This window comes from Ancylobacter dichloromethanicus (assembly GCF_018390645.1).
In the GTDB taxonomy this organism is placed as follows: Bacteria; Pseudomonadota; Alphaproteobacteria; order Rhizobiales; family Xanthobacteraceae; genus Ancylobacter; species Ancylobacter dichloromethanicus.
This window is the reverse complement of sequence record NZ_JAHBGC010000049.1, coordinates 123,317-140,414: the sequence shown is the minus strand read 5'-3', so window position 1 is coordinate 140,414 and position 17,098 is coordinate 123,317. Positions and strand designations below refer to the sequence as shown.

General features: G+C 61.7%; 18 protein-coding genes. 12 read left to right on the top strand and 6 right to left on the bottom strand.

The genetic code is table 11. The features are described 5' to 3' along the window. Positions 1-1,440 carry a sensor histidine kinase gene (locus KHC23_RS20660; RefSeq protein ID WP_213375301.1) on the bottom strand — a complete coding sequence of 480 codons (1,440 nt, stop codon included), beginning with the start codon at positions 1,438-1,440 and terminating at the stop codon, positions 1-3. Positions 1,441-1,442: 2 nt separating this feature from the next. Beyond that, positions 1,443-2,099 (bottom strand): response regulator transcription factor, encoded by a 657-nt coding sequence (locus KHC23_RS20655; RefSeq protein ID WP_213375299.1) that lies wholly within the window; start codon positions 2,097-2,099, stop codon positions 1,443-1,445. A gap of 429 nt (positions 2,100-2,528) precedes the next feature. Here KHC23_RS20655 and KHC23_RS20650 point away from each other — a divergent pair, with 429 nt between their 5' ends. From KHC23_RS20650 to KHC23_RS20640, 3 genes are read left to right on the top strand one after another with little or no spacing between them, the layout of a single operon-like run. Further along, positions 2,529-3,131 (top strand): LemA family protein, encoded by a 603-nt coding sequence (locus tag KHC23_RS20650; RefSeq protein ID WP_213375297.1) that lies wholly within the window; start codon positions 2,529-2,531, stop codon positions 3,129-3,131. An 11-nt stretch (positions 3,132-3,142) separates the two neighbouring features. Continuing rightward, a complete protein-coding gene (locus KHC23_RS20645) occupies positions 3,143-3,877 on the top strand; it encodes a TPM domain-containing protein (protein ID WP_213375296.1) in 735 nt (244 codons plus the stop codon). A gap of 14 nt (positions 3,878-3,891) precedes the next feature. Further along, positions 3,892-4,461 (top strand): hypothetical protein, encoded by a 570-nt coding sequence (locus KHC23_RS20640; protein ID WP_213375294.1) that lies wholly within the window; start codon positions 3,892-3,894, stop codon positions 4,459-4,461. Positions 4,462-4,621: 160 nt separating this feature from the next. On the opposite strand, the gene KHC23_RS20635 is transcribed toward KHC23_RS20640, so the two are convergent. The 3 genes from KHC23_RS20635 to KHC23_RS20625 form a co-directional block, all read right to left on the bottom strand. Further along, positions 4,622-6,025, bottom strand: a complete 1,404-nt coding sequence (locus KHC23_RS20635; RefSeq protein WP_213375292.1) for a bifunctional enoyl-CoA hydratase/phosphate acetyltransferase — start codon at positions 6,023-6,025, stop codon at positions 4,622-4,624. Positions 6,026-6,088: 63 nt separating this feature from the next. After that, positions 6,089-6,463, bottom strand: coding sequence for a YHS domain-containing protein (locus tag KHC23_RS20630; protein ID WP_213375290.1), 375 nt, complete (start codon positions 6,461-6,463; stop codon positions 6,089-6,091). Positions 6,464-6,887: 424 nt separating this feature from the next. Continuing rightward, the gene (locus KHC23_RS20625) at positions 6,888-7,358 is read right to left on the bottom strand and encodes a hypothetical protein (protein WP_213375288.1); all 471 of its coding nucleotides are present in this window, start codon (positions 7,356-7,358) and stop codon (positions 6,888-6,890) included. A gap of 263 nt (positions 7,359-7,621) precedes the next feature. Here KHC23_RS20625 and KHC23_RS20620 point away from each other — a divergent pair, with 263 nt between their 5' ends. The 5 genes from KHC23_RS20620 to KHC23_RS20600 all read left to right on the top strand — a co-directional run bounded on the left by KHC23_RS20620 (position 7,622) and on the right by KHC23_RS20600 (position 12,740). Further along, on the top strand, positions 7,622-8,302 hold the full coding sequence (locus KHC23_RS20620) for an RNA polymerase sigma factor (RefSeq protein WP_213375286.1): 681 nt from the start codon (positions 7,622-7,624) through the stop codon (positions 8,300-8,302). 5 nt (positions 8,303-8,307) lie between these two features. Continuing rightward, a complete protein-coding gene (gene phbB / locus KHC23_RS20615) occupies positions 8,308-9,051 on the top strand; it encodes an acetoacetyl-CoA reductase (RefSeq protein WP_213375284.1) in 744 nt (247 codons plus the stop codon). Positions 9,052-9,082: 31 nt separating this feature from the next. Beyond that, entirely contained in the window at positions 9,083-10,270 is a 1,188-nt protein-coding gene (locus tag KHC23_RS20610) for an acetyl-CoA C-acetyltransferase (protein WP_213375282.1), read from the top strand. 84 nt (positions 10,271-10,354) lie between these two features. Continuing rightward, positions 10,355-10,792 carry a hypothetical protein gene (locus KHC23_RS20605; RefSeq protein ID WP_213375279.1) on the top strand — a complete coding sequence of 146 codons (438 nt, stop codon included), beginning with the start codon at positions 10,355-10,357 and terminating at the stop codon, positions 10,790-10,792. Positions 10,793-10,904: 112 nt separating this feature from the next. Then, a complete protein-coding gene (locus KHC23_RS20600; RefSeq protein ID WP_246544818.1) occupies positions 10,905-12,740 on the top strand; it encodes a DUF3141 domain-containing protein in 1,836 nt (611 codons plus the stop codon). Between the two features lie 407 nt (positions 12,741-13,147). Here KHC23_RS20600 and KHC23_RS20595 read toward each other — a convergent pair whose 3' ends face one another. After that, positions 13,148-13,801 carry a Crp/Fnr family transcriptional regulator gene (locus tag KHC23_RS20595; RefSeq protein WP_271188570.1) on the bottom strand — a complete coding sequence of 218 codons (654 nt, stop codon included), beginning with the start codon at positions 13,799-13,801 and terminating at the stop codon, positions 13,148-13,150. A 1,172-nt stretch (positions 13,802-14,973) separates the two neighbouring features. Here KHC23_RS20595 and KHC23_RS20590 point away from each other — a divergent pair. The 4 genes from KHC23_RS20590 (at position 14,974) to KHC23_RS24560 (ending at position 17,073) form a co-directional block, all read left to right on the top strand. Next, entirely contained in the window at positions 14,974-15,264 is a 291-nt protein-coding gene (locus tag KHC23_RS20590) for a NifB/NifX family molybdenum-iron cluster-binding protein (RefSeq protein ID WP_213375278.1), read from the top strand. 101 nt (positions 15,265-15,365) lie between these two features. After that, positions 15,366-15,785 (top strand): DUF2933 domain-containing protein, encoded by a 420-nt coding sequence (locus tag KHC23_RS20585; RefSeq protein WP_373878491.1) that lies wholly within the window; start codon positions 15,366-15,368, stop codon positions 15,783-15,785. Positions 15,786-15,813: 28 nt separating this feature from the next. Further along, entirely contained in the window at positions 15,814-16,476 is a 663-nt protein-coding gene (locus KHC23_RS20580; RefSeq protein ID WP_213375276.1) for a methyltransferase family protein, read from the top strand. 75 nt (positions 16,477-16,551) lie between these two features. After that, complete coding sequence (locus tag KHC23_RS24560) at positions 16,552-17,073, top strand: Spy/CpxP family protein refolding chaperone (protein WP_246544817.1); 522 nt, start codon at positions 16,552-16,554, stop codon at positions 17,071-17,073. Positions 17,074-17,098: the final 25 nt, after the last annotated feature.

The following is a 17,098-nucleotide window of genomic DNA, read 5'->3' as shown; positions in this document are numbered from 1 at the left end:
TCAACGTTTCGCCGGTACCTGCGGTGGTAGGTGATGCACCGGCAAGTCGTCATCGACGGTACCCACGACCGCACTACGGCAATGGACGGCCGCTTTTTCCGAAGGCAACTCGTCCGGCCATTGGAGAATGGCCTCGAAGCCATCCTTCCTCTCGATCGCGGGCGAACGGAGCGTCAGGCTTCCACCCGTCTGGTCCATGATGGAGCGGACGATGGACAGGCCGAGGCCCGTTCCCTTGGCCGATGTGGCACCGCGCCTGAAGGGCTCAGCGATCCGCGCCAGCGTTGCTCCGGGGACAACCGGCCCCGCATTGATCACGCGAACCTGCCTGCCGGGTCCGCCGATCAACTCGACCAAGCCATCCGGCGCGCCATGGATCAGGGCGTTCTGGACCAGGTTGCGCACGGCGACGGCGAAGGCATCGAGGTTGATCCGGCCGACGAGGACCAGCCCTTCGCAAACGTGCAATCTCACCCGAGACCGCGTTCCGGATGCGACCTGGAAATCCCGCACCACCAGACGCAGAGCCGGGAGAAGATCGGAGGCTGTCTCGGCCTGCGCGAAGCCCGCTTCGAGTCGCGAGAGCTGCAGCAGCCTCTCGGACAGTTGCGCCAGGCGCCTCAAGGAGAGCTCGACCTCCCTCAGACGCCTGCCTGCCGGCTGGTCGCCGAGTTCGATCGCCAGTTGCTGGGTTTGAGCCAAGGCGCCCGCGATCGGCGTTCGCAATTCGTGGGCGCTGCTGGCCGCGAACGCTCGTTCCGCATCCAGCGCCGCGCTCAGGCGCCTGAGCAGGCTCGCCACCGCCACCGCGATGGGCGCGAGTTCGGCGGGTTGCCCGTCCGATGTCAGAGGCGACAAGTTCCGGCTGCCGCGCTGTGAAATATCGTGTGTCAACCGCTCGACGGGACGCATCGCCAGCCGGATCGCGATCCAGATGCCGCCCGCGACCAGCGGTATCAGCCCGGCGAGGGGCCATAGGACCGTTGCGAGCGCCGCCTTGAGGGCCGCGCGGTGATGCTCGGTGCGCTCGACAAGGACGATGGAGAAACCGGACCGAGGGTCCGTCTTCGAGAACAGGCGCCGGCCCTCGACATCCGAGAAGCCGGCAGAAATCGGAAATGGCGGCGGATCGTTCGGCGCGTCGTCCGTCCGCAAGACCACGGCGCCATGTTGGTCGATCAAGTAGTAGGTGAAGTAGGCTTCGTCCTCGTCGAGATCGGAGCCGCGCACGCGATCCAGGCCATATTTGTCACCCTCGCCGATTTCATGAACCGCCAGCGGCAGCAGGCGAAGAGCACCCTGGCGCAAGGATTGGTCGAAAGCCTCATTGATCTGGGTGATCATGACCGTGCCGGCGAGGCCCGCGGCTCCGATCCAAAGCACGGCCATGGTCGCCGAGAGACCAGCGGCGAGGCGCCAGGCGATCGAAGGACGCGCCAATCTCAGCTTCCCGCCTTGTAGCCAAGGCCCCGGATGGTGCTCACGAACTCCCTGCCGAGCTTTTTGCGCAGGCGGCTGACATAGACCTCGACGGCGTTGCTGTCGATTTCCGCGCCGAATTCATAGAGCGAATCCTCGATCTCGCTCTTCGTAACGACGGCGCCGCGATGGCGGACCAACCGTTCCAGTACCGCCCATTCCCGCGCGGTGATCCCGGCATCCTCGCCCGCCACCGTGACCAGTTTCAGGGCCAGGTCGATCGAGACCGGGCCGATGTTGATGGCTGGGTTCGGATCGCCAGTATAGCGACGCGTCACGGCGGAAATCCGCGCGATCATTTCGCTGAGGTCGAACGGCTTGACCAGATAGTCGTCCGCCCCCGCGTTCAGCCCCTCGATTCGGACGGCGATCTGGTCCTGTGCCGTTGCGATGATGACGGGCACCGGGTTTCGCGCGGCGCGCAATTCGCGCAACAAGGCCAGACCGTCACCGTCGGTCAGCCCGAGGTCGAGAAGGATCAGTTCATACCCGACGGTGGCCAGGGCCAATCGCGCGTCGTCGATCCGCTGCACCCAGTCGACGCCGTGGCCGTTTGACGCGATGTGATCGCGGATGGCCGTGCCCAGCACCTGGTCGTCTTCGATCAGTAATATGCGCAAGGTCTCTCCCAAGAAATTGCCTTGAGCAAATACCATCCTATGCTGACGTGAAGCTGAAGGACTATATCAGCCCTCTCCAAAATGGTGTGGGTTTAGCAACGTCTATTGGCGCCGCAACAATAGCTCGAATCTTGCCATGGACGTCGAAGCGATAGCGCAATTCTTCGGGACGGCGAGCATCTGTGCGATTGGCAGTCGATGTGTGCGGGTTACAAGACACGTCGGATGCTGAGGTTCATCACGGATGAACACTGTGCGCGGCCAAAGCGCGGTTCCTTAATCAGGATCAAAGATTCCCGACAAGCGTACCACCTAAGGTCAAAAACTCGAAGTCTGAGCGCTCCCGGGAGCCAAGGCTGCATCAGACGAAAAATGCCTGGCAATTCCGCCATCCCTGGATCGCCCTGCCGTCCAGGAGGAGACAATAGAATGAGCCATCCGATTGCACGCTTGGCCGCTCGCGTTGGCGCAGTCCTCCTTCTTGCGATCGGCCTCGCCGGCTGCGGTATCAACGCTGTGCCAACCCAAGATGAGCAGGTGAAAGCTGCTTGGAGCGAGGTGCTGAACCAGTATCAACGGCGCACCGATCTCGTTCCCAACCTGGTAGAAACGGTGAGGGGCTATGCTAAACAGGAGCAGACGGTGCTGACGCAGGTCGCCGAGGCTCGTGCGCGCGCCACCCAAGTGACCTTGCCGGCGGACATTCTCACCAACCCGGACGCCTTCCGTCAGTTCGAACAAAACCAAGCATCTCTTGGCGGGGCCTTGGGACGCCTTTTGGCTATCAGCGAGCAATACCCCGATCTCAAGTCGAACCAAAATTTCCTAGCGCTTCAATCGCAGCTCGAGGGCACGGAGAACCGCATCGCCGTCGCGCGGCGCGACTATATCGGCACGGTGCAAACCTACAACACGACCTTGCGCACCATTCCCAGCCGATGGATCGCAGCTATCCTTTATCCGAACGCCAAGGTGAGAGAAACCTTTACGATCGATGAAAAGGCGCAAGAAGTGCCGCAAGTCAAACTATGATCCGCCCCCGCATGCATCCGCAGGTCGCATGGCAGGCACTTCTCGCAGGGCTGTTCTATGTATTGCTTGCCACCGCGCTCTACGCAGCGCCGGTTTTTCCACCCCTCACCGGTCGCGTCGTGGATGACGCAGGTATCCTTTCAGCTGAAACGCAGCAAAAGCTGACACAAATGTTGGCTCAGCATGAGGTGCAGACCGGGAACCAAATTGTCATTGCAACGATCAAATCACTTCAAGGCTATTCCATCGACGACTTTGGTTATCAGTTGGGCCGCGCCTGGGGGATCGGACAAAAGGGTCAGAACAACGGTGCATTGCTGTTGGTAGCGCCGAACGAACGCAATGTGCGCGTTGAAGTCGGCTACGGCCTGGAGGGTCGGCTCACCGATGCACAGAGCAAGCTGATCATCGAGAATCTCATCCTGCCCGAATTTCGGAAGGGCGATTTCAACACCGGCGTTCTTGTCGGGGCAACGACGCTTCTGCGTGTTCTGGGCGGCGATGCGTCTGCCCTGCCCCAGCAAACTGAGCAACGAAGGAGCCAAGACGAAGACGGTAGCGGAGGCGGAAGCGTCATCGCCATTATCGTCATCATGTTCATCTTCGGCCGTTTCTTCTGGCCTCTGCTGTTCCTTGGCGGGTTCGGCGGACGGCACGGGGGGTCCGGGCGTGGCGGCTTCTCGCGCGGCGGGTTTTCCGGCGGCGGAGGCTCGTTTGGTGGCGGGGGAGCATCAGGACGCTGGTGATGAAGATGAAATGCATGTCCGACGACGACAGCCGACGCCTACACGAGCTTATGACGACCGTCGAACGGCGCACTGGCGCACACTTCGCGTTGGTGGTCACTCCGCTCAGCGATCGGTATTTGCTTTTTCCGCTGATATGGGCGGCTGCAGCCGCCCTTGCAGTCGGAGGCCTATTGGCGATCTTCTGGCCGCTATTGCCGCTCCCCATCGGCTTTCTGATCCAGGCGGGGACGTTCGCGAGCTCGGCTCTGATCTTTGATTGGTTGCCTCTACGTTTGTTGCTCGTGCCTGGCCGGATCAAGCGCGAGCACTGTGTCGGCTTGGCCCGTCGTGAGTTTGCGGCACGGATCCTGGCCGACCACGAACATCGTCCCGGCATGCTGCTCTTCGTGTCCTTGGGCGAACGCCATGTTGAGATTTTGGCCGACAACGCCCTCCACGCATGCGTCGGCGAAGCCGCCTGGAACAGGGCCATTGCCACCTTCATGACAGCGCCGAAGCCCGGCAATTCGATTGCGGATGGCCTCATCGGCAGTATAGAAGCCTGCGCCGCCACACTGGAAATGCACTATCCACGGGCGTAGATGGCGAGCCCCGAATGTTGAGTGAAATGCATGATCAAGCTCTGGAAGCATGCACGAACAGACATTGCTCGTAGCTTCAGGTTGAGCCCCGCCGGTTTGAATGAGGCCGACTTGGATCGCTAGATCAAAGATCCGGCATCTTGGACCAGGATTGTGCCCGTTACGGCCGGATACCGGCCCTATGGCGGGCGAGCAGAAGCGCGATGGCACAGGAGGCCAACCGCGCCGCCGTCGTGCCTGCACGGCTGGTCAGGATGATCGGGACACGCGCGCCCAGTACGATGCCGGCGACTTCGGCCTCGGCAAGATATTCGAGCTGCTTCGCCAGCATGTTTCCGGCCTCGAGGTCAGGCACAAGGAGGATGTCTGCTTGGCCCGCGACGGGAGAGATGATGCCCTTCGTCGTTGCCGCATCGACGGAAACGGCATTGTCGAACGCGAGCGGGCCGTCGAGGAGCGCGCCGGTGATCTGGCCGCGGTCCGCCATCTTGCAGAGAGCTGCGGCGTCGAGTGTCGATGGAATCTTCGACGACACCGTCTCGACGGCCGACAAGACGGCTACCTTCGGCGTCGTGAGTCCCAGGGCATGAGCCAAGTCAATCGCGTTCTGCACGATGTCGCGCTTGTCGTCGAGATTGGGATTGATATTGATCGCCGCGTCGGTGATGAAGAGCGGGCGTGGATAGCGTGGCGCGTCGATCGCGAACACATGGCTGATCCGCCGCGCGGTCCGCAGTCCATGATCGCGATCCACTACGGCGCCCATGAGTTCATCGGTGTGCAGCGCCCCCTTCATCAAGGCCCCGACCTTGCCGGCACGCGCCATCGCGACCGCCTGTGCCGCCGCAGCATCGCTGTGCTCCGTCGGGACGATTTCAAAGGGGGACAGATCGAGCGCAGCTTGCTGAGCAGCGGCCCGAATCTTCGCCTCAGGTCCGACCAGGATGGGGACGATCAGCTTCTGTTGAGCAGCCTCGATCGCGCCGAGTAGTGATGTTGTATCGACGGGATGAACCACAGCCGTGCGAATTGGCTCAAGACCTTGGGCCAATCCCATGAGATGGCGATGCCAACGCCCTTTCTCGATGAACTCTACCTCTGGCAGAATCGTGCGCTGGCGAGAGATTTTCTCCGTTGGCGCGATCACATCTGCGATTCCACTGATGACGATCTCACCGAGCTGATTGACCGCCTTGCAGTCGAGAAGGGCACGATGCCCGTCTTCAATCTTTTCGGCGACCCGCACGGTCACCGTGATGGTGTCGCCGAGACCAACTGGACGATGGAAACGAAGAGTCTGGCCAAAATAGACGGTGCCTGGGCCTGGCAGCTCGGTGCCGAGAATGGTCGAGATAAGGGCACCGCCCCACATGCCGTGTGCTACGATCTTGTGAAAGAGATCGCTCTTGGCGAAGGCTTCATCGACGTGAGTGGGATTGACGTCCCCCGACATGACGGCAAAGAGCGCGACGTCCTTTTGGACGAGCGTATGGACGATGCTGGCGGTGTCACCGATCCGAATCTCCTCGAACGTCCGGTTTTCGATCGTGCCCGTATGGTTCATTCCCGCCTCTGAGGTGCTCTACCCGTATTGGGACCAAGCCGAACGGTCCGGGACCTCTGCGCCCTAGCAGCCATGTCGGTGGTGCTGGGGATGGTTGTCGTCGCGCTGGTTATCGATCGCTTGGCCCGAAGCAGCCGTCCCGGTCAGATACTTTTCGGGATCCGCCTCGAACGCCTCACGGTTTTCGCGGGACTCGAAAAAGTAGGCGCGGTCCCGATAGACCGAAGATATCGACGAACTGCCGCTGACAGACTGCCGGCTTACGGGATCAAGGACCGACCGCGGACCGGCTCCAGCGTCGGATGGTGGGCCGTCTTTCCCGCTTCCGTGGCTGTGGCGTGCCGATCGGCCCATTCCGCGACCGCCCATGCGGGTCATGAAGAAGAATGCGCCAATTGCAAGTGCGATCCAGATCCAGTTCTGGGAGATCCAATCCATGTCTGCCTCCTGTCGACTGAGGCACTGAGGAAAGCTGAAATCGCAGTGAGAGCTTTGCGGCAGGTTAAAGATCGCCACTTGCGCCGCGCGAAGCGCCGAAGGAAATCGCAGCGCGCGTCGTGATGGATTGCAAGCCCGCGGTCTTGCGTTTGTCTTGGCACTCGCGATCAGTGATGTAGTCTTGCATCATAGTGAGCGTGTTCGTACGGCCGGCGTCGACGCGCAGCGCCAAGCGCGCCCCGGGACCGGCCATATGCGCTGGCCCTCAACTATTGTGGGGTTGATATTCTTCCGAGTGGAAATGCATTCGTTCCATTTGAACGACTCGCTGCGGTTTCATCTCTCTGGCCGGCGTAGTCACAAATGGCAGGGCCTCGTTCATCGACATAACCGACGCGCTCGACCGATCACTTCATAGTCGTTATTACTGGTGCTGTTCTTCGAATTCCACCTTGATATCCTGCGCCCGGTCCCGCAGGCGAATCGTCAGGCTGATCCGAAACGGTCCATTGCCCTGCATTTCAAAGTAGTTGCCGTAGCTTTCGGTGCCCGCGATCTCCATCGGATTGAGGTTCTTCTGGCTCCCAGCAAGGCCGATTTCGGAGACGCGGGCCGAGACGTCGGCGCCGGTGAGACGTCGCCCACTCCTGACGTCGAAGAGTGCAACAACGATATGGAATTGCCCGCGGGCCATCGGCTGCCCGCCATGCATGGAATTCTCCGTGTGGCCTTGCGGATGACCGCGGACTAATTCCGCCGGCAGGATTCCCATATAGATCTGGACATCGCCGACGACTCTGCTGTCGCCGCTAGGGGCCGCCATTGCTGTGTGGGCCAATCCGGAAAGCAGGATCAGACCCAGCGCCACCCCGACGCTCATTGCTCGCATGGTCATTTGCTCTCCCACCGCTGGCCAACGACCTAAGATGGTGCACGACGTGCCGGCGAGAGTTCGGTCCGTTCCGATCCCGCCAGAACAGCAGCCCATCGCGGCGAAAAGGCTGATATTCGAGACGGATTCGTAGCGACGACCGGCAACAGAAAGCTTGATCTGCGTTAAAGAACGTGAGCGGTCGCGGCCGTAACGTTAAATCCTGTCTGGTTTTGGCAGAGACGTCTCAAGAGGACGTCTCAACCATTGAAAGATCTGGCTGGACGATGACCAACAGGCGTGAGACGGATGCCAAGCATTCGGGCAGTGATCCGGAAGGAGAGGACGCCGCAAAACCAGCGGACGCGGCTGTACGACGAGCGCTTGTCGAGGCACGCGAGGAGTTTCTGGTCTTTTTGCATCATCGGGTGGGCAGCCGGGACGAGGCTGAAGAGTTGTTGCAGCAGTTCTCGCTCCGGGCGATCGAGCGCGCCTGGCAATTGCGGGACGTCCGCACGGTCCGCGGTTGGCTCGGGCGCATACTGGCGACGACACTCGTCGATCACCAGCGCCGCGCCATCAGACGGCGTCGCCGGGAGGTCGACATGGAGCAGTCGGACGTCGAGAACCTGGCGATCGAGCCGGATCGAGAAACCGATGAGGCCGTCTGCAACTGCCTCCATAAATTGCTGCCGACGCTCAAGCCCGAATATGCCGATGTCGTCTGGCGCTCCGACATTCTTGGCGAGCCGCGGGATCGGATCGCCGCGAGCCTCGGCACCACGCTCAACAACATCGCGGTCCGGCTTCACCGCGGGCGCCAGGCGCTCCGCAAGAGGCTCGAGGAAATGTGCCTGACCTGTCCGGTCCACGGCTTCCTCGATTGCCGGTGCGATGAGGCCGAGCGCATTCGCCAACGAGCTCGTGAACTCGCTGACGAAACCAAGACGCCGCCCCAAGACGGATGAATACAATGAATGCAAATGATCTCACCAAGCGCGTGGCGATCATCACCGGCGGAACGCGAGGGATCGGCGCTGCGATTGCGCGTCGCTTCAAGGACGCGGGATACGCGGTTGCGGCCGTCTACCACGGCAACGCGACAGCGGCCGACGCGTTCTCGAGCGATACTGGTATCCCGGTCTACAAATGGGATGTTGCCGATTTTGACGCCTGCCAGGATGGCGTGGCCAGCGTGGCGAACGACCTCGGCGGACCGGTCGAGGTCCTCGTCAACAATGCGGGCATCACCCGCGATGCCATGCTGCACAAGATGACATCTGCCCAGTGGGGCGAGGTCATCGCGACCGACCTCACCTCCTGTTTCAACATGTGCCGAGCAGTCATCGGCGCCATGCGTGATCACGGCTTCGGCCGGATCGTCAATATCTCCTCGATCAACGGTCAGAAGGGGCAGCTTGGTCAGACCAACTATGCAGCCGCGAAGGCTGGCATCCTTGGTTTCACCAAAGCGCTCGCGCTCGAGACGGCGTCGAAGGGCATCACCGTGAACGCGGTCGCGCCCGGCTACATCGCGACGGACATGGTCGCTGCCATGTCTGAAGATGTTCTCGCAAAGATCGAGGGGCAAATCCCTGTCGGGCGGCTGGGCAATGCCGACGATGTCGCCCGCATCGTCCAGTTCCTGGTGAGCGAGGAGGCGACGTTCATCACCGGCTCAACGGTCACCGCCAATGGCGGCCAGTACATGGCATAGGCACCCCCCGGGAAATCGAAAGGACATCCACATGGCACAGTCGAACGTCGTGCTCTGCACCCCGGTGCGGACAGCCATCGGCACGTATGGCGGAACGCTGAAGGACATAGCTGCACCCGAGCTTGGCGCCGTGGTGATCAAGGAAATATTGGCCCGCGCGAAGATCGCAGACGGTGCGATCGACGCCGTCGTGATGGGGCAGGTGGTCCAGGCCGGCGCCAAGATGAACCCGGCGCGGCAGGCGGCGATCAAGGCCGGCGTTCCGGCCGGCGTTCCTGCGATGACCATCAACCGGGTGTGTGGTTCGGGTGCGCAGGCGATCGCGACCGCCGCGCTGGAGATCATGCTCGGCCTCGCCGAGAGCGCCATCGCCGGCGGCATGGAGAACATGGACCAATCGCCCTACCTGATGTCGGGCGGACGGTGGGGCTACCGCATGGGCGATGCCCAGATCTACGACAGCATGCTGCGCGACGGCCTCAACGACGCCTTTTCCGATCACCACTCGGGCTTGGTGACCGAGGATCTCGTCAGTAAGTTTCAGGTGACGCGCGAGGCGCAGGACCGCTGGGCGGAGCGAACGCAGCAACGCTTCGGCGCGGCGCAGGCGGCCGGCAAGTTCAATGCCGAGATCGCGCCGATCGAAATCCCCGGTCGCAAGGGGCCGACGATCTTCGACAAGGATGAGCACAACCGCCCGGACGCAACGCTGGAGTCGCTGGCCAAGTTGAAGCCGGCTTTCCGCAAGGATGGGACCATCACCGCCGGCAATGCACCGGGCCTCAACAGCGGCGCCGCAGGCATGATCGTTGCGGATGTCCGCTGGGCCGAGAAGCACGGCCTGACGCCGATGGCCCGTCTTGTGGCCTTCGGGGTCGGCGCGGTCGAACCCGGCCTGTTCGGTCTCGGGCCGGTTCCCGCGGTTCGGCAGGCCTTGGATCGCGCTGGCTGGACCCTCGGCGACGTCGAGCGGGTGGAAATCAACGAGGCCTTCGCTGCGATCGTCCTGGCGCTCATCGGAGAGCTCGGGCTCCCGGAGGACATCGTCAATGTCGAGGGCGGCGCCATAGCACATGGCCATCCGATCGGTGCGACAGGAGCCGTGCTGACGACCCGCCTCCTTCACGCGATGCACCGGGACGGTCTCCGCCGCGGATTGGTGACGCTGTGCATCGGCGGCGGTCAGGGGGTCGCTTTGGCGCTTGAGGCTATCCACTGACCGCGAGAGCGCAAAATGCGACCCATCACAGTAAATCGAACGTCGCGTTCCTGAAACTGCAACAAAACAATGAAGGAGAGAACAATGGCCACGAAGAATGAGGCGCCAGTTGGTTTCGATCGCATGAACGCTGTATTCGCATGGTGGGGACTGTCGGGCGCCGACAATACCGGCAAGCTCGACGGCCAGTTCAAACGGTTCCAGGCCTTCACGTCCGATCTGCAGAAGGCCTATGGCGAGACATACAGCGCTCAGATGAGCACGCTCCTTGGCGCCAATGAGCGGATCGGACGCTCGCTTCTGGAATTCGTGCAGTGCCGGCGACCGCAGGATGTGATCGCGGCGGAATCGAGCGTCATGGCGGCCATCCTGGAAGAGACGTCATTGCAGACGAAGACTTGGCTCGATCTCTCGCAGAAGGTCCAAGACTACTGTGCGACCATGGCACGGGAGACCGCAGGCGAAATCCGTCGGCAGGCAAATGGAACCCCTGACGCCGGAAGCAGCGTCAAGGCATCCTAGCCGCATATAGTGTTGAAGAGCGTCCCGCGGGGTCTTGCCGAGACCGTGGCGTGCGGCTGGCACAGCAGCCGGATTTCTGGCCGCTGTTCAACTTCCTCGCCCTAAAGATCAGATGATGGAGATGGTGATGGCCGAAGCAAGATCGGATTCCGCGCTGATTGACCAGCCGAAGGCGTCGCCGGGTCGGCAATTGGCTGTTCGGCGGGCTACCGTAGCGGCCGCTACGGTGAAAAGCCTGGAACCGGCCGTCGCGGCGAATCCAGCCGGGCTGCCGATCAACATCGGTGATCCCTTGGCCTATCAGAGGGATGTCTTTGAACGGTCGATTCTGTTTTGGGACACGCTGCGCCAGCGTGCCAACAACATGATCGCCCATGAGCGCGCCGGCAAACCGCCGCTTCTCGACTTCGACTATGAGACGCTGGTCGATGCCCGCCGTTTCGAACGACCTGTCAACTACGCCCTCCTGCGGATCACCCGGATCGGCGACGATTGCATCGAGGATTGTATCGATCCGGCGAAGCCACCCGTCGTCATCCTCGACCCTCGAGCCGGCCATGGGCCCGGCATCGGCGGCTTGAAGCGCGACTCCGAGGTTGGGATCGCCATGCACGAGGGCTATCCGGTCTATTTCGTTTCCTTCTTTCCGGAACCCTGCGTGGGCCAGACCCTGGCGGATGTGCTGCATGCGCTCGGACGCTTCGTCGAGGACGTGGTCAAACGTCACCCCGGCAAGCCTCCGGTGCTCTATGGCAACTGTCAGGCCGGCTGGGCGATCACCCTGCTCTCGGCGGATTGCGAAGGCTTGGTCGGCCCCGCCGTGCTCAACGGCTCTCCGCTCTCCTATTGGGCGGGAGAATCGGGCGTCAATCCGATGCGGAACGCGGGCGGGCTGCTCGGCGGCGTCTGGGCCACCCACCTTCTCGCCGATCTCAACGACGGCCGCCTGGACGGTGCGTGGCTCGCCTTCAATTTCGAAAACCTTCAGCCCGAAGCCGTCTGGGAGAAATACGCCAACCTGTTTACGCATGTCGACACGGAACGGGAGCGCTTCCTCGAGTTCGAGCGGTGGTGGAATGGCTTCTATTTCCTCAGCCGGGAAGAGATCGTCGCCATCGTCGAGAACCTCTTCATCGGCAATCGCCTCGAGGAGGGCAAGATGCGGATCTGCGAGGGTTGCGTCGCCGACCTTCGGCGTATTCGCAATCCGCTGGTGATCTTCGCGTCCTACGGCGACAACATCACCCCGCCGCACCAGGCGCTCGGCTGGATCCCGGTGGTGTACAAGGATACGAGCGATCTCAAGGCCGCCGGTCAGCGCATTGTCTACCTGACGAACCCCCATGCGGGCCATCTCGGCATTTTCGTGTCAGCCAAGGTGGCGCGGTTCGAACATCGCGCGATCCTCGAAAGCCTCGGCGAAATCGAGACCCTCGCCCCCGGTCTCTACGAGATGAAGATCGACAATCCGACCGGCAATCCCGACTGCCATAAGCCGGAATACTCGGTCCGGTTCGAAGAGCGGCGTGTCGAGGATCTTCGGTTCGCGACGCCGCGCGCGGAGTTCGAGCAGGTTCGCCATCTTTCAGAGGTGAACGAGCAATTCTACAAGACCATGGTCAGCCCGTTCGTGCGCATGGCCTCCAATCCCTGGACCGCAGCGACGCTCGAATGGCTCCATCCGATGCGCACGAGCCGCTACCTGCTGTCGGAATCCTTCAGTCCGTGGATGCGTGGCGTCGCTGCGCTCGCGCGTCTGATCGAGCAGCGCCGCCAGCCGCTGCCGGAGGACGATGCCAATCTCCGTCGTGAGCGGGAGGCGATTGACCGTGTCTCCGAGGTGATCGAAAACGGCCGCAGGCAGCGCGACGCGACGGAGGAACGGGTCTTCCAGGCGCTTTACGATGTTCCCGCCTCGGCTCGGCCAGCAGCGCCACCGGCCGTATAAGCTTGACACCGTCGTCGTTCGCCATGGCAAGCCGGTGCAATTGAACGTTTCCGCGGGAGGAGACGGCGCTCTGTTCCGAGAAGGTCGCTTTCGCTGACTCAATAAGCGCGCGGACCTGTCGGCCGGACAGACGGTTCGGGTGGAGACCATGCCAGACAAGCCCGGCAAATTCGGCTTCGGCTGCCAGATGGGGATATTCACGGACAGGCTTGTCGTGGAGTGAGATCGCATCTTTGGGCGCAGACGCGACCCGTGACGCCGCAACGCAAAGGGGCCGCTGGTGACGGAAGATCAGCGGTTGTCTTTGCGCAACAATGGAGCCGAAGGAGCATGACGCGGCAGCTCGCAACAAGGCTGGATCGGACATTCCGCCCGCTCCATCCAATATTGTCCCGGTCGATCGTCCATCAGCGGATCCAGGACATCACGAGCTGAGGGTCAAGACCTGCAACGTCGACGAGTTTGTCCGGATCGAGGATCCGGAGCCGTCGATAATGGAATTCCAGGATCCTATCCTTTCGCAGATCCCTTAGCACCCGGTTGACATGAACGAAGGTCAGACCCGTCGCATCTCCGATATCTTCTTGGGTCAGCGGAAGATGCATCTCCTCGATATGACTGCCCGGCCATTGCGCGCGGTAGCGGACGAACAGCTTGAGCAGCAGGTGGGCAACACGCTCACGGGCTGAATGCCGCCCAATGCTGGTAAGACGGTCATAAGCCAGGGTGCAATCGCGCGCGATCAGCCAGGCAAGCCGCAGACCGAACTCCGGCTGCTGTTTGACGATCGGTGGAAGCGCCTTGCGCGGAATTGTGCTGACGACGATATCCGTCAAGGCTTGCGCGCCAAATGTCATCATCGCGCCGCCGCCAGGATGGAATCCAAGCACGGCGCCCGGCAATGCGAAGTGCAAAATCTGCCGTCGCCCATCTTCCAATAAATTATAGAGAATGACCCAACCTTCAAGGAGATTGTAGATCGAATCGCACGGCTCACCGAGGCTGAAGAGATCCTGGCCGGCCTTGAATTCCCGATCAGCAGATTTGTAACTCGCGATCACACAGGGCGATCCCGGCTGGCAATCGCCGCACAAACCCCGGTTAGCCCGCGCGAAGCAAGCCTCACAGCCCGGGGGTTGCTTCGTCGTGCCATTCCCAGGCATCGGCATACGGGCGTTCCTTTCCGCATCACTGATCGTGTTTGCGGTTCCCCAAGGAACTGGGGACCGGACCACCCCGGGTTGCAGACCGTCGTATCGGCCATGGGCGTGATCCCGCGACGCTCGGATAGTGCTCTCCAAATAAGACGCTTGGCTCGGAGTCATATTACAGTCCTCGATCTGGTCGGTTTCACCTGGAAGGTTGAATCCATCTGACCAGGTCGCCCGGCTCGGCCGGCCGCTTCGGCGGCGCGACGCCAGCGGGAATGGAACAATCAAGCCACGCTCCCGATCCGCGCAGGGCGTGGACCGTTGGCAGCTAGATCGCGCTCCGCTGGGCCGATCGACCCGCTAGGTCGAGCGCCGAGGAACTGGGGGGTCGAGTCCGGGGATGACCGAGCCTGGGTCGGCTTCTTCGGACCCCATCCCTACTGAAGAGCGCTCGAAGGCATGGGCCGCGAGGCTGCTAGGGAGGGGCGCCAAGCTCGTTGAGCAGGTGGCCGGGCAGGAGCAGGTACTCATCGGACAGCAGGGCTTGTCCGAATTTGGACACTCCGGACAGTCGTCGCATTCGTCACTGTGGGGCCCAAGGCCAGAAGCGCTCACAACCACCATGGTCGCATCAGCAGTGATCGCTACTGTCCCGGCCATACTCCGCCCGCTCAGCGTCATGATGATCGCTGTGGCGAAGATCAGTATGGCGAGGAACCGCAGCATCCGCCTCTTTCCAAGAAGGCCAGAACCGGAGGCTATCACACCGCCCCGCAGCTACCAATTTGCCCGGCGGAAACCTATACGGGGAAAGGCCCGGCGAGATTGATTGAAATCAAATGCCGGGCGGGGCGCATCAACCGCCCGGAAACCTGCGCGCGGGGCAACTCTGCGGCCGCCCGTCGGATGCTCGGCAGATGATGTCATGCCGCGCTGCCCGCGCGAATGTTTGATCGAGTTTAAAGTCCGATATGTTAGCCGGTCCCATAATTGCCCGACTCTGCTGGTGTTCAAACGAGGAACCGATGGCTAGGTCCGCCTGCGTACCACCCCCGCCGGCAAATCGCATTGCGATCATCGTGATGAAATCCGACGCGGGCCCAGCACTCTGCCCCTTCTTCGGCAAGTGCGATGGAATATGGATCGTCGATACCGCCACGGGCGCGACAGAATTCCGCGCCAACCCGCAGCGCACGTCCGCAGCGGTATGCGATCTCATTGTCGCAGCCAGACCAGGTCGCTTGATCTGCGGCTTTATCGGCGAGCCAGAGAAACAGAGACTTTGTGCTGCTGGGATCGACGTGAGGCTCGGCTCGTGCGTGAGGACGATCCAGGAACTCGTGGCCTGCTTTTCCGCTCTCGTTGCAGCATGACGCCGGCTGCCACGGGCCGGGGCAGGCGAGGCATCTGATCGGTCCTGCTGCATCGATCCACACTCGGCGGATGTTTAACCGGGATCAAAGATTCAGAACAGATGGCCGGCCATGGTTCGAGCGCTGTCGTGTCGCTCGGAGGATGGCGTCTGGCCGATGCAAGCCTGCATCGTCTAGCGACCTCTGGACGGTTGCAGGGCGTGCCGGTGCGTCCTGGTCTGACGTGGGTGGAGTTTCCAATGGAACACGGCGGTCATGGTGGTGAGGGTGGCTTCTTTCGCTCCCGCGCAAATTGGGTCCTGATCGGTTTTCTCGCGATCGGCGGCTTCTATCTTCTGACCGAGCATCGCGCGCATCTCATCCCGTATTTGGGGTATTGGCCGTTCCTGCTGATCCTCGCCTGCCCGTTGATGCATGTTTTCATGCATGGCGGGCATGGCGGCCACGGCGGACGGGGAGGAAGCAACGACAGCGGCAGCGGATCGGCGGATGCCGGCCAGAACCAGCCTCACAAACATTGAGCCGCGATCAACGGTCCGGAGGTCGACCATGCACGACGATGTTCCTGCCTATGGCCTCTGGTCACTGGTGATTATCAATTCGGCGATCTTCATCTTCTTCGCCTTCAGTTTTTTCAAGCCGCAGACAAAGCGCGACTGGCGGTCCTTCGGCGCCTTCAGCGCCTTTCTGGTCGCGCTTTTCACCGAGATGTATGGGTTCCCGCTGACGATCTATCTGCTCTCCGGCTGGCTACAGAGCCGCTTTCCGGGAGTCGATTGGTTCTCCCATGACGCCGGGCATCTTCTCGAGGAGATGTTCGGCTGGAGAGCCAATCCGCATTTCGGGCCATTTCACCTCCTGAGCTTCGCATTCATCGGTGGCGGCTTTATCCTGATCTCGGCCGGCTGGAAGGTGCTCTACGAGGCACAGCGCCATCAAACGCTCGCCACCACCGGCGCCTACGCTTATGTGCGGCATCCGCAATATGTCGGCTTCGTGCTGGTGATGTTCGGCTTCCTGCTGCAATGGCCGACCTTGCTGACCCTCGCGATGTTCCCGGTGCTGGTGTTCATGTACGTGCGTCTTGCCCGCGCCGAAGAACGCGAGTCTTTGGGGGAATTTGGCTCTGACTATGAACGCTATATGCGAGACGTGCCGGGCTTCATTCCACGGCTCGGCGGCCCGAAAAGTAGCCACGCCGGCCAAGGTTGAACAGCGAGTTTCGGGCCTCGCCGTAGCAGGCTCCGCCCTGTCATGACAACTCACAACGCGAAGGAATCGGCTCCGATGATCAAGATGCCCTCGATCTCCATCCTGCTTTTCAGCGCCATGCTCCTCGCAGGGTCACCCGCCTCGGCTAATGATGAGCACCATCCGGCCGGGGGCGCTGAAGCGCCCGCCACGCCTTTGAACGCGCCCGGATCACAAATTCCCATGGGTGGGATGATGTCGATGATGGGTACTGGCGGCATGCCCATGATGGGCATGATGACCGGGCGCGTTGAAGGCCGGCTGGCATTCTTGAAAACCGAAATCAAGATCACCGACGTTCAGGAATCCAAATGGAACGTGTTCGCAGACGCCGTGCGAGCCAACGCGAAGGCGATGATGGGCATGCGTGAGGGCATGATGCAGGCACGTGACGGCGCTCTTCCAGTGCGTCTTGAGCGGATCGAGAAGGCCATGGCTCTTTGCCAGGAAGCGCTCCAAAAGATCAAAGTAGCGGTGGAGCCGCTCTACGCAAGCTTCAGCGAGGAGCAGAAGCGCACCGCCGATCAGTTGATGGTGAGCCCGATGGGCCTATTCTGAACGGACGGCGTCTGCTGAGAAGCAG